9 protein-coding genes are annotated in these 12,606 nt (G+C 68.2%); 8 read left to right on the plus strand and 1 reads right to left on the minus strand.

Translation table 11 applies throughout. The annotated features are described in order from the left end of the window. Nucleotides 1–30 precede the first annotated feature (30 nt). Nucleotides 31–3,912: a DNA-directed RNA polymerase subunit beta' gene (locus tag ACLIME_RS00665; RefSeq protein WP_079705238.1), complete on the plus strand. Its 3,882-nt coding sequence runs from the start codon at nucleotides 31–33 to the stop codon at nucleotides 3,910–3,912. Between the two features lie 142 nt (nucleotides 3,913–4,054). Then, a complete protein-coding gene (locus tag ACLIME_RS00670) occupies nucleotides 4,055–4,825 on the plus strand; it encodes a hypothetical protein (RefSeq protein ID WP_411557981.1) in 771 nt (256 codons plus the stop codon). A gap of 110 nt (nucleotides 4,826–4,935) precedes the next feature. On the opposite strand, the gene ACLIME_RS00675 is transcribed toward ACLIME_RS00670, so the two are convergent. Then, nucleotides 4,936–5,931, minus strand: coding sequence for an amidase domain-containing protein (locus tag ACLIME_RS00675; protein WP_411557982.1), 996 nt, complete (start codon nucleotides 5,929–5,931; stop codon nucleotides 4,936–4,938). A gap of 261 nt (nucleotides 5,932–6,192) precedes the next feature. Between ACLIME_RS00675 and ACLIME_RS00680 the strand changes: the two genes are divergently transcribed. The 6 genes from ACLIME_RS00680 to ACLIME_RS00705 all read left to right on the plus strand — a co-directional run bounded on the left by ACLIME_RS00680 (nucleotide 6,193) and on the right by ACLIME_RS00705 (nucleotide 12,588). Next, nucleotides 6,193–7,227 (plus strand): hypothetical protein, encoded by a 1,035-nt coding sequence (locus tag ACLIME_RS00680; protein ID WP_411557983.1) that lies wholly within the window; start codon nucleotides 6,193–6,195, stop codon nucleotides 7,225–7,227. A gap of 2 nt (nucleotides 7,228–7,229) precedes the next feature. Further along, on the plus strand, nucleotides 7,230–7,718 hold the full coding sequence (locus ACLIME_RS00685) for a DUF6121 family protein (protein ID WP_411557984.1): 489 nt from the start codon (nucleotides 7,230–7,232) through the stop codon (nucleotides 7,716–7,718). A gap of 129 nt (nucleotides 7,719–7,847) precedes the next feature. Next, on the plus strand, nucleotides 7,848–9,170 hold the full coding sequence (locus tag ACLIME_RS00690; RefSeq protein ID WP_411557985.1) for an FHA domain-containing protein: 1,323 nt from the start codon (nucleotides 7,848–7,850) through the stop codon (nucleotides 9,168–9,170). Between the two features lie 135 nt (nucleotides 9,171–9,305). Then, nucleotides 9,306–9,581, plus strand: coding sequence for a hypothetical protein (locus tag ACLIME_RS00695; RefSeq protein WP_079705244.1), 276 nt, complete (start codon nucleotides 9,306–9,308; stop codon nucleotides 9,579–9,581). Beyond that, nucleotides 9,581–11,908 carry a hypothetical protein gene (locus ACLIME_RS00700; RefSeq protein ID WP_411557986.1) on the plus strand — a complete coding sequence of 776 codons (2,328 nt, stop codon included), beginning with the start codon at nucleotides 9,581–9,583 and terminating at the stop codon, nucleotides 11,906–11,908. The genes ACLIME_RS00695 and ACLIME_RS00700 overlap by 1 nt, the downstream gene beginning before the upstream one ends. Then, entirely contained in the window at nucleotides 11,905–12,588 is a 684-nt protein-coding gene (locus ACLIME_RS00705; RefSeq protein ID WP_411557987.1) for a hypothetical protein, read from the plus strand. The genes ACLIME_RS00700 and ACLIME_RS00705 overlap by 4 nt, the downstream gene beginning before the upstream one ends. Nucleotides 12,589–12,606 lie beyond the last annotated feature (18 nt).

Consider the following 12,606-nt stretch of genomic DNA (forward strand, 5'->3'; position numbering starts at 1 on the left):
AGACTGACGAAACCTTTCATAGGAGATACATTGCTCGACGTCACAACTTTTGACGAGCTTCGCATTGGTCTGGCCACCGCAGACGACATCCGTGCCTGGTCGCACGGAGAGGTCAAGAAGCCCGAGACCATCAACTACCGCACCCTCAAGCCCGAGAAGGACGGTCTGTTCGGTGAGCAGATCTTCGGTCCTTCCCGCGACTGGGAGTGCGCCTGCGGCAAGTACAAGCGGGTCCGCTTCAAGGGCATCGTGTGCGAGCGCTGCGGTGTCGAGGTCACGAAGTCGTCGGTGCGCCGTGAGCGCATGGGCCACATCGAACTCGCCGCCCCGGTCACGCACATCTGGTACTTCAAGGGTGTCCCCTCGCGCCTCGGCTACCTGCTGGACATGGCGCCCAAGGACCTCGAGAAGGTCATCTACTTCGCGGCCTACATGGTCATCGATGTGGACGAGGACGCACGTCACCAGGACATGCCCGGCCTTGAGAACGAGCTCCGTCTCGAGATCAAGACGCTCGGCGACCAGCGCGACTCGCGCATCGCAGACCGCCTGAAGAAGCTCGAGGACGACCTCGTCGCCCTCGAGGAGGAAGGCGCCAAGAGCGAGCAGAAGCGTCGCACCAAGGACGCCGCTGAGAAGGAGATGAGCCAGACCCGCAAGTCCTACGACGAGCAGATCGCTCACCTCGAGCGCGTCTGGGAGGACTTCCGCAACCTCAAGGTCGGCGACCTCAAGCCCGAGGACTCCGTGTTCCACGAGCTGCAGGATCGCTTCGGCCTGTACTTCGAGGCCTACATGGGTGCCGAGGCGGTCAAGAAGCGCCTGCTGTCCTTCGACCTCGCGGCCGAGTCCGAGCTGCTCCACCACCAGATCGCGGAGGGCAAGGGTCAGAAGAAGATCCGCGCCATCAAGCGTCTGCGCGTGGTCAACTCGTTCCTCATCACCGGCAACTCGCCGGCCGCGATGGTCCTCGACGTGGTCCCGGTCATCCCGCCGGAGCTCCGCCCGATGGTGCAGCTCGACGGTGGCCGCTTCGCGACCTCCGACCTCAACGACCTCTACCGTCGTGTGATTAACCGCAACAACCGTCTGCGTCGTCTTCTCGACCTCGGGGCTCCCGAGATCATCGTCAACAACGAGAAGCGGATGCTGCAGGAGGCCGTCGACGCACTGTTCGACAACGGTCGTCGTGGTCGCCCCGTCACTGGTACCGGCAACCGTGCCCTGAAGTCCCTCAGCGACATGCTGAAGGGGAAGCAGGGTCGATTCCGCCAGAACCTGCTCGGCAAGCGCGTCGACTACTCGGGCCGTTCGGTCATCATCGTCGGCCCGCAGCTGAAGCTGCACCAGTGTGGTCTGCCCAAGCAGATGGCGCTGGAGCTCTTCAAGCCGTTCGTCATCAAGCGCCTGATCGACCTGAGCCACGCTCAGAACATCAAGGCCGCGAAGCGCATGGTCGAGCGCAGCCGTCCCGAGGTCTGGGACGTGCTGGAGGAGATCATCCGCGAGCGTCCCGTGCTGCTGAACCGTGCGCCAACGCTGCACCGTCTCGGCATCCAGGCGTTCGAGCCTCAGCTCGTCGAGGGCAAGGCCATCCAGCTGCACCCGCTCGTCTGCGCCGCGTTCAACGCGGACTTCGACGGTGACCAGATGGCTGTCCACCTCCCGCTCTCCGTCGAGGCCCAGGCCGAGGCGCGCATCCTGATGCTCGCGTCGAACAACATCCTGAAGCCGTCCGACGGCCGCCCGGTCACCCTGCCCACGCAGGACATGATCATCGGCCTCCACCACCTGACCACCCTCAAGGAGGGTGTCGAGGGTGAGGGCCGTGCCTTCTCGTCCGTCGCCGAGGCCATCCTCGCGAAGGACCAGGGCTCGCTCGACCTCAACGCCAAGGTGCGCATCCGTCTGACCGACGTGACGTTCGCCGAGGGCACGGGTCCCGAGGGCTACGAGGGCTCGGGTGTCGCACTCGTCGAGACGACCCTCGGTCGCGCACTCTTCAACGAGGCGCTGCCGGCGGACTACCCCTACGTGGAAGACGTGGCGGACAAGGGCAAGCTGTCCTCGATCGTCAACGACCTCGCGGAGCGGTACCCGAAGACGGTCGTCGCCGCCACGCTCGACAACATCAAGGACGCCGGTTTCCACTGGGCGACGCGTTCCGGTGTGACCGTTGCGCTCAGCGACGTCCTGACCCCGCCGAACAAGCGCGAGATCGTGCAGGGCTACGAGAAGCAGGCCGCCAAGGTCCAGAGCCAGTTCGACAAGGGTCTGACCACGGATGCCGAGCGTCGTCAGGAGCTCATCAAGATCTGGACGGAGGCCACCGAGAAGGTCGCCGAGGCCATGCGCGCGAACTTCCCGGCGGACAACACCATCAACCGCATGGTGTCGTCGGGTGCTCGTGGTAACTGGCTGCAGATCCGCAACATCGCGGGTATGCGAGGCCTGGTGAACAACCCGAAGGGTGAGATCATCCCTCGCCCGATCATCTCCTCCTACCGTGAGGGCCTGTCGGTCGCGGAGTACTTCATCGCGACCCACGGTGCTCGTAAGGGTCTGGCCGACACGGCGCTCCGTACCGCCGACTCGGGATACCTCACGCGTCGTCTCGTCGACGTCTCGCAGGATGTCATCATCCGCGAAGACGACTGCGGCACGACCAAGGGTCTCGAGCTCGCGATCGCGAACGCCGACAGCTCGGGTGAGCTCGTGCGCGACCCGAACGTGGAGAACTCCGTGTTCGCCCGTTCGCTGGCCGCTGCCGCGGTCAACCCGAAGGGTGAGGTCGTCGCCGAGGCCGGCGAGGACGTCGGTGACGTGCTCATCGACAAGCTCGTCTCCGCGGGTGTCGAGAACATCAAGGTGCGCTCGGTCCTGACCTGCGAGTCGACCGTCGGTGTGTGTGCAGCCTGCTACGGCCGCTCGCTCGCCACGGGCAAGCTCGTCGACATCGGCGAGGCCGTCGGCATCATCGCGGCCCAGTCGATCGGTGAGCCCGGTACCCAGCTGACGATGCGTACCTTCCACACGGGTGGTTCGGCATCGGCGGACGACATCACGCAGGGTCTGCCCCGCGTGCAGGAGCTGTTCGAGGCTCGTACCCCCAAGGGTGCGACCCCGATCGCCGAGGCCGCCGGTCGCATCACGATCGACGAGAACGACAAGGCTCGTAAGGTCATCCTGACGCCCGACAACGGCGACGAGCCGGTCGTCTACCCGGTGCTGAAGCGTGCGGTCCTCCTCGTCGAGGACGGACAGCACGTCGAGCTCGGTCAGAAGATCCACGTCGGTGCGGTCGACCCCAAGGAGGTCTTGCGCGTGCAGGGCGTCCGCGAGGTCCAGAAGCACCTCGTCGGTGGCGTCCAGGGCGTGTACCGCTCGCAGGGTGTCCCGATCCACGACAAGCACATCGAGGTCATCGTGCGCCAGATGCTGCGGAAGGTGACCGTCGTCGACCACGGCGACACCGACCTGCTGCCCGGCGAGCTCGTCGACCGCCTGCGCTACGCCGAGCTCAACCGCTCGGCCGTGTCGGAGGGTCGTCGCACCGCATCGGCTCGCCAGGAGGTCATGGGTATCACCAAGGCGTCCCTCGCGACCGAGTCGTGGCTGTCGGCCGCTTCCTTCCAGGAGACCACGCGTGTCCTCACGCAGGCCGCCATGGAAGGCAAGAGCGACCCGCTGGTCGGCCTCAAGGAGAACGTCATCATCGGTAAGCTCATCCCGGCCGGTACCGGCCTGGCGCGCTACCGCAACGTGACGGTCGAGGCGACCGAGGAGGCGAAGGCGGAGCGTTACCCGAACCGCATCTTCGGTGAGGACGGCGCGTTCAACGAGTCCGACCTGAGCTTCGTCGACTTCGACAGCTTCAGCTCCGACGACTTCACCCCCGGTAACTACAACTAGGGCTGAACGACTCACCCGGAGGGCCCGTCCCGATCGTTTCTCGATCGGGACGGGCCCTCCGTCGTTCGTTCGCCCATTCCTGGGCGAACGAATCGGGCATCGGTGAGTTGTGTGGCGGGTCTCTGCACGACATGCTGGTCCGATGAGTGATCAGCCCGAGCAGCCCACCGGCCAGTTCCAGCCGCTGGAGCCGGACGCGACCCCGGTGCAGCCAGACGTCCGCTACGGCGCTCCGGCACCCAAGCGGAAGCGCAATCCGGTCGTGATCGGCTTGAGCGTGCTCGCCGGCGTGCTGGCGATCGCGCTCATCGTCGTCATCGGGCTCCTGGTCGTCGGCCCGGGCGGCACCCCCGCCGCCGACTCGACCCGTACACCGAGTGCGACGGCGACCGCCGGCTCCACTCCTGCTCCGACCACGACGGACACCGCTGAGACCCCTGCCGCACCGGTGCGTCCGACCGAGTGCACCCAGCTCTTCCCCGCCGGATACATCGAGTCACTGACCGCAGACGGCTTCCTCGCCTTGAACCCGGAATGGTCACTGCCGGAACTCGCCACCGACTTCTTCGGTTCGAACGACAGCGCCCTCGTGGCCGTGATCTCGTCGAACACCGACCGTCTGAACTGTGCCCTGGTGAAGGCGAGCGGTGGCGGCGACGTCGGCATCACCACCAATCTCCTCTCCATCGACGCTGCGACCCAGGCGTCGGTGATCGCGCGGATGAACGAGGCTGGCTTCACCTGCTCCGAGGAGACCGGCGGAACGATGTGCTTCACCGAGGTCTCGGAGGACGCCGGCACGTACGGCGAACGTCACTTCGTGCGGGACGGTACCTGGATCGCCACGCGCTGGTCGAACACGAACATCAGCGGCTGGACCCAGGCGATCGTCTCCACGCTCTTCCCCGCCTGACCCCGGCGTCCCGTTCGCAGTTCAGGACGGGTCCGGCGCGTCCCGCTCGAACGAGTGTGAGCGGGGCCGACATGCCGATGACGTCCTGAGTTGTGATCCGAGCGGGCGGGCTAGGCGATGCTCCAGTAGTAGACGGAGGCGCCGGGGTGGATGACGGTGATCGCCTCGTCCACGGTGCGGTAGTCGGTGTCGTCGGTGTGCCCCGCGTAGTACACCTGGGTTCCGGCGTCCGTGGTCTCGACCTTCGACACGATGCCCGTGTGGTCGCGGTCGCCGCTGTTGTCCCAGTCGAACTGCACGATGTCGCCGACCTTGACCTGATCCCGCTGGGTGTCGTCCAGGGCGGTGGCGAGCTCGGGGTGCTCCTCGACGTAGTTCATGAAGAACGTCGAGCTGACCCAGGCCTTCGAGAAGTCGAAGTCATCGCCGGTCCCTTCGGCCCACCAGTCCTCGTCCATCGTCCACCCGCGTTCCAGCAGACTCTGGCTGGCGAAGTTCGCGCAGTCGGTGTCGACCAGTGAGCCGTATTCAGCCAGGTTGTAGTCGTTCCAGTGGGTGAACACGTAGGCCATCTGCGCGTCGACGGGGCTCGTGATGTCGTAGCTGTAGCTCAGCGCGTCACCGTCGACCCGGAGCTCGTCCGCGTAGACGGCGACACCGACGTCCGCGGGGGAGAAGCCGGTGGCTGCCGGTACCGCGACGGTCACCTCGGTGCTCGTCGCCGACAGGATCCGGGCCTCCTGCTCACCGAAGACGACGCGGGTCACGCCGTCCACGTCGACACCGCTCACGGTGAGGGTGCTGCCACCCGCGACGGAACCGGTCGTCGCGGAGATCGCGGTGACCGCCGTGGCGTTGACCGTGGAGGCCGGGACCGTGGACGTCGTGTCGTCCACCACCTGCGCGGCCGGCGCGGAGGCGGTCGTGTCGGACTGCTGCAGCGCGATCGGGGTGATGACCGCGGTGGCGAGGAGCAGGACGGCTCCGGCAGCGGTACCGGCGACCACGCGTCGCCCGCGCAGGGGGAGGGCGCGGTAGCGAGCGGAGAGCCGACCGAACGGGGAACGGGCGTCGGCGTGGCGGGCGTGGGGGAGTTGCTCGGGCATGGGGCCTTTCCGGGGGATGCGCCGTGGGGGGTCGGCGTCGCGGGATCGGCAGTGATCCGACAGATGTCTGTTAGAACTCCCACTCAACCGCGCGGAGCTGAGGAGACCGTTTCCTCCGGATATGAATCAGACCTGAATCGGGTCGACGGGAGTGAGCGAGTCCCGGCGAGGTTGCCGAGCATCCGTGCCCCGGCTTGCTACCGTGGCGAGCGGAGTGCCGTGAGGGCGCTCCTGAACTGGCTTCCGCCGAAGGAGTACGCGATGAGCACCCAGAACCCCGAGCCCGGATCGCCGACCGACCCGAGCACTCCGGCGGCTGCCCAGACCGCGTCTGGCTCCGCGCGTCCCACGACCGCGTCCGAGCAGCCCGCGGCCGAGCGGCCCGTGGCTGAGCGGGACATCCTCTCCGAGGACACCGTGCAGCAGGACACCATCACCACGGCGGACGGCGTCGGCGCGGACCCGGTCGTCGACGACCGTCGGGTCGCAGACCGCGCCGACACGGCCTCGGACGCCGGGGTGCGCGAGACACGTCCGTACCAGCCGCACACGCCGCAGCGCGCGTACTCGAACATCGACTTCGATGACGACGACACCGCCGGCACCCCGACGTCGACGGCGACCACCCGGCAGGCCGACACCGGTGCCCACCCGTACCCCGCCGCGGCCTACGAGCCGGTCGCCCGCTCCGGCGCGACCGAGACCGCCACCGCTGCCGAGACCGAACAGCAGCAGGCCTTCCCGCTGTACGTCCAGGCACCCTCCGAGCCGGAGGTCCGCGGCAACCGCGGCTTCGGCATCCTCATCGGTCTTCTCGGCACCATCATCTTCGCCGGCCTCTACGCGGCGGCCGTCGCGGGCCTCCAGCTGGTGCTGGAAGGCGACGGTACGTTCGTCGAGAACCTCATCCAGATCGCCACCAGCTGGCCGTTCCTCATGGCCGCCGCAGGCTTCTTCCTGGCCTGGGCGGTGACCGCGACCATCGTGAACCGCTCCGGCTGGGTGCACTGGGTGCTCGGTGGCTTCATCATCGGCCTGGTCGTCTTCCTCGCGTGGGTCGGTGGGTTCCTGATCCAGGAGCGCGCTTGGACGCTCAGCATCGACGAGATCCTCGCCGAGGTCACCGGAGTCGCCTTCACCTTCGGGCCGGTCCTCGCCTTCGTCGTCGCCCGCGAGATCCCCGTCTGGTTCGGTGGCTGGATCGCCGCCCGCGGCCGCAAGGTGCGCGAGGCGAACCTCGAGGCGCGTGCCGAGTACGAGCGCGTCCTCGAAGCCGGACCGACGACCGCCCGCTGAGCATGACCGGTGATGCGGACGGAGCACGCGGTCCCTGGTGGATCGCCCCGTTCGCAGCGGTCACCTACGTGGCACTCGTCGTCTGCGCCTTCGGGTTCATCAGCTTGCTGGCAGACCTCGACGTCGTGACCGACCCGGACGCCGGCCCACTGACCGGTCCGCTCATGGTCGTGGTCGCCACGATCGTGGTCCTCTGGGGGATCATCCGTGAGACGCGCCGCACCCCGCTGCGCGTCTCGGTTGGCTCCGCGGTCCTCGCAGGGCTCCTCGCCTGGCTCGCGTACGGCGTGAGCGGCGGCGTGTTCGACGCGATCGCCAGCCGGGACGGAGCGGACGCCGCCGCCTTCGCCGTGACGACACTGACCGGGCCGTTCTCGGTCACCGTCGGTGTGCTGGCGCTCGTCATCGTCCTCGCGGCCGCCGCCGTCGCCACGTCGTCGACCGGGCGGCGTCCGACCCCGCGCTGGCCGTGGGAGCACGACGCGCGGTGAGCCGATGCGACGTCCACCCCGGGCCCGCCCGCGCGGTGCGCTGCTCGACCCTCCCCACGAGGGCGACGGCGTAGGCGATAATCGATCCGTTGCCGTCGTCGGCCGACGGCGCTTGGGGAGGAACCACCGATGAGATCACCCGACCTGACCGACACCGGTCTGGATCTCGACCTCGCGGGGACCGCTGACGACGTCGTCGCGCTCGTCCAACGTGCGGTCGCCGCCTCCGGTGAGGATGCGCAGCAGACCAGGCATTACGTCGCGATCGACGGTGGGACGAGCGCGGACATCCGCCTGCGGGTCGTCTCGGTCGACGATCCGGCTCCGCTGCTCGCATTCGCGATCACGACCGCCCCGTCCGCACGGGGAACGGCCGCCGCGACGTTCATCATGCAGCACGGCGTCCAGAAGCGTCGGCGTCAGCGCTCGCTGCTCGGGCAGGAGCCGTTCCTGAGCTTCCTGCGCGCGCTCGCCGAGCTGGTGACCGAGTCCGACCCCGACGCCTCCGCCACCCTGCGGGTGCACGGCGCTCGGACCGTCCTCGCTCCGCGTCCAGCAGCGGCGCCGGGCAGCGCAGAAGTGTCTCCTACGGGTGCATCCGCACACGTCCCGGTCACGGACGGGTCGGTCGCCCCGGGCTGGGCTCCGGCGACGGCCGATGTGTCGACACCGTCCCCTGCCGTATCGACCCCGACGTCCGCCGAGCCGGCTCCGGTCTTCGAGGCTCCGGCTGCCCAGGTGACGGCTCCCGAACGTGGCGTGCCCGAGACTCCGGTCCCTGGGGCCCCGGGGACCGCAGCTCCGGCTCCCGAACCGATGTGGGCTCCCGGGGGGTCCGCGCCTGAACCGACGCCGCTCGTCGTCGAGCCACCCGCTCCTGAGCCGCAGTTCCGTGAGCCACCGGTCGCACCCGCTCAGACGCGCGCTCCGGCCACATCGACGTCCTCGGTCCCGCCGGAGCTGCAGATCACTGTTCCGCCGGGACTGTTCGCCGGTGCGCCGGTATCCCCGGGTGCGCCTGAGCCGAACGTGCCGGGACCGGTCCGGCCAGCAGCGGACACCGTCGTCCCGACACCGGGAGCGGATCTCGGTGCCACCGTCGTCTCAGCGTCGCTGCGAGCGGGGGACTTCGCGCTCGAGCTGCCCGACGGCGAGCGGATCCCGCTCCGCGGGCCGATCCTGCTCGGCCGCAACCCTGCGGCGCGTCCGGAACAGCCCGACGCCGAGCTGCGCTCACTCGTCGACCCGCGCATGTCCGTCTCGAAGACGCACACGGTCGTCGTACCCGGTCGGCGGTCGCTCCGCGTGACGGACCTGCACTCCACGAACGGCACGACGATCACGGACGCGTCCGGCGCCGTCACCGTGTGCCAGCCAGGCGAGGCCTACGTCGTCGAAGCCGGTTCGACGATCGGGATCGGGGAGTTCCCGATCCGCGTCGTGGTCGGCTGAGAACGCCGTCGGGCATGGGGAGCGCTCCCCATCGTCGCGCCCCGTGCTCTCGGATACGCTGGTGGCCGGCGGGGCGAAACCTGCTGTCGGTGACTGTCAGACGGTCGCCGGTTCCGTGACGACCCAAGGGGAACTATGGCCGGGGATCAGCTCTTCGTCGACGTCGAAGCCATTCGGACGATCGCGTCCGGACTGGAGACGAGCGGATACAGCCTTCCGACCGAGGTTGCCGTCGACCTGAGTGGCAGCTCCAGCTCGAGTGTCTCTGGTGCCGCCGAGAGCTTCGCCATGTGGGCGACGGTGCAGACCATGCTCGCGTCGGGTCAGATCACGAACGCCGCGCAGATCGCCAGGGACGCCGCAGCCACGTGGCAGGAGACCGAGGCATTGCTTGATGAAGGAGCCAGCTGATGGGTAACTGGACGAGGGAAGACCCGGGACTGTTCGACGCCGGATCGCTCGGAACGGCCGCGACCGGCCTGCAGACGGTGGAGACGACGCTCGGCGAGGCTCGCACGGTGACGACCAACTCGCAGGCGGGCATGACCGCGGAGGTCTGGAGCGGAGACGCGCCGGCCACCTGGACGGCCTCCCTCGACACTCCGGTGGCCACGATCGATGCGGTCACCACCGCCCTGAGCGCAGCTCGGACGGCCATCGGCGCGTACTCCGAGACCGTGTCCGGAATCGCCACACGTGCCGCGTCGGTGAAGCAGACCATGTTCGAGTCGAACCAGGTCATCAACCGCCAGTACGCGGACCCCGCAGGTGGCCCGACTCCGGAGCAGGCGCAGCACCGCCAGCTCCAGGAACAGGCGGCGATGGGCGATCTCACGCTGGCCCGCAGCGCGCTCGAAGGCTTGGCCGATGAGCGCACCCTGGCCGACAGCACCCTGGTCCTCGCGCTGACCCCGCCGAACGCGAGCGCGTGGGAGGCGCAGCGCCAGGCACTCGCAGCGATAGGCATCACCGACTCCGGCTCGCTGACGCCGACGGCCGTCGCGCAGGCCATGGCGGAGCTCGGGAACCAGATCGCCTCCGGCGACTACTCCGAGGCCGACGTCTCGAACCTGCAGACGCTCTACGACTTGTACGGCAAGAACCCGCAGGTCATGGCCCAGATGAACCTCGCCATGGGCGGCGAGAACGTCGTCAGCCTCATCGACGAGCTCGGCCGGGGGGTGGTGGATGGGAGCATCCCGGCTGCCGCGGCTCTCGCGTTGGCGCAGAGCGTGCGTGGCGGCTTGTCGGTCGGCTCGGAACGATGGTCCCCGCTGACAGGGCAGAACTTCGCCGAGGAGATGATGGCGAACGCCAGCACGGGGGTCGGCGGCGACCCTGCGGCGATCGGTTTCCTGTTCGGCGATCCGGCGAACGCCCCGATCGGTGTCACCACGACGCTCGCGCTCGCCGACATGATCGACCAGGAGGAGCGTGGGAACTACCACATCTGGCAGGACGGCTCCCCGATGCCCGGCGGCACGACGCTGGCCTTGCTCGAGGAGGAGCAGACCGGTCTCTCCGGACTGCGCGTCGTGGACCTCGCCGGCCGAGTTCTGGAGACCCTCGGGCAATACCCCGACGAGGCGCTCGAGTGGTTGACTGACGGCTCCGACGACAGCATTTCCGGAGAAGGCACGCTTGGTGATGCCCGAGTCGACTATTGGTATGGGGAGCGGGACTGGTCCACGTATGACGAGTTCGCAGGCCCGGCCGGACTGTGGGCTGGCACGCAGTACGCCACCGGGGGCCCCGGTGCCGCGACGGGCCTTCCCACCGACGGGACCTCGCCCGCTTGGAACAATGCGGCGGTCCTCACCGAGAAGATCATGCAGCAGCTCTCCGAGAACGACTCGTTCAAGGGTGAGAACGTCAGTAGTCTCGCGTCCGTGTCGATCGTCCGTGCACTGGCGCCGCAGGTGCCGGGATTTGTCGAGTCCCCGCTGTTCGCAGACACCAGCCAGGACCCGCCGACCCAGGAAGTCAGCTTCTTCGGGATCAGCGATGAGACCGGCATCTACGCGAATGTGCCGGTGGAGCTCCTTGCCGACATCCTCGGGGTCGCAGCAAGTGATCCGTCAGGCAATGCCGCACTCGGAACCGTGCTGACCCAGTACCAGGATGCACTCCTCGGTGCAGCGAGCCAGCTCGACGATGTGTCCGTGCACGGGACCGCTGAGCGGATCGCGGTTCTGCAGGGGATGATCGACGGCTCCGGGAAGGGCGAGCAGCTCGGCGAAGCGGCTCGGCATGATCAAGCGGTCGCCGACGCCATCGACGGGCTGGAGACCGTCGTCGGCATGATTCCCGTTCCAGGACTCGGGACCGTCGTCGGCGGAGTCGCCGGGCAGGTCATCGACACGGCGCAGGGCTATGCCGTCGGCGAACTCATCGGCTGGGGCGGCGACAGCCTCGAGGGTGGGTTCGGGAACACGCACGATGCGTTGGTTGAGGATCTGGCTTCGTCCGAGGACGCGAGTCTCGATGCGGTGCGGCTCCAGACCGCGCAGTTCGTCTGGCAGCTCGAGCACGACACGCCTGATGGCCCGCTCGCCGGTGTGCCGGACCCGTCCGGCCTTGACGGGCCGGAGCTGCAAGCGTGGTACGACGACCATCTCGACGATCTGCTCGAGACCCTCGATGAGCAGCGTGGTGGGTCGACGTTCGACTCCTTGGCTCGCGCGTACCGCGCAGGAGCGATGAACGCTCAAGACGAGAATGATTCGGCGGACGGGTGATCGCGCAATTCACAGTGGCCGGCACCGCCCGCCGCATGGCACTGGCCGTCTCCGGGCTCGCTATCGTGCTCATGATCGCAGGGTGTACGCCGCAGACCGAGCCGGCTCCGCAGCCGTTCCCTGAGGTCATCTGGCCCGATGGCGAACCGACCGGGCCACTCGAAGGCGACGCCGCCGTCGTCGCCACCCGCGCCGGTCTGGCCGCAATGGCCGTTGCGAGTAATCGCAACGACTTCAGGCTCCCGGAGCTGGTGGCGAGCGTCGAGTATGACGTGCGTTCGACGCTGTGGCGCACCGCCGTGGCGAGCCTGGACGATGGCGAGACGACTCTGCTGGCCCCGGGCCCGGTGCCGTTCGAGCCGTCCGAGGTCGTCCCCGATGGCGACGGTTGGCGTGTCCGTGGTTGTGTCCTGGATGAGTGGAGGACGGCCAGTGGGTCTCGTCCAACCGAGGACCCGGCTGCGACGGACTGGAGCGGTATCGAGTACCGATTGGCGCCGACAGATGGTGCGTTACGGATCAGCGCGATCATCGTGGTGCCAGGGCTCGATTGCACAGCGGCGCGCCCGGCGATCGCATTCTTCGATCCGGCACCGGTACCTTCGGGCGTGACGGACGCGGATGCTGTGGAGCGTCCTCTGACGGATAGCCAGACGACGCAGCGTGCGACACCGAAGTGACCTCCTGCCAGCCGTGCG

Origin of the sequence: Plantibacter sp. MPB07, assembly GCF_046619465.1 — a bacterium.
Classification (GTDB): domain Bacteria; phylum Actinomycetota; class Actinomycetes; order Actinomycetales; family Microbacteriaceae; genus Plantibacter; species Plantibacter auratus.

Bases quoted from the DNA above. Each gene is read 5' to 3' on its own strand.
- ACLIME_RS00670 (WP_411557981.1), top strand. From the start codon at position 4,055: ATGAGTGATCAGCCCGAGCAGCCCACCGGCCAGTTCCAGCCGCTGGAG.
- ACLIME_RS00675 (WP_411557982.1), bottom strand. From the start codon at position 5,931: ATGCCCGAGCAACTCCCCCACGCCCGCCACGCCGACGCCCGTTCCCCG.
- ACLIME_RS00680 (WP_411557983.1), top strand. From the start codon at position 6,193: ATGAGCACCCAGAACCCCGAGCCCGGATCGCCGACCGACCCGAGCACT.
- ACLIME_RS00685 (WP_411557984.1), top strand. From the start codon at position 7,230: ATGACCGGTGATGCGGACGGAGCACGCGGTCCCTGGTGGATCGCCCCG.
- ACLIME_RS00690 (WP_411557985.1), top strand. From the start codon at position 7,848: ATGAGATCACCCGACCTGACCGACACCGGTCTGGATCTCGACCTCGCG.
- ACLIME_RS00695 (WP_079705244.1), top strand. From the start codon at position 9,306: ATGGCCGGGGATCAGCTCTTCGTCGACGTCGAAGCCATTCGGACGATC.
- ACLIME_RS00700 (WP_411557986.1), top strand. From the start codon at position 9,581: ATGGGTAACTGGACGAGGGAAGACCCGGGACTGTTCGACGCCGGATCG.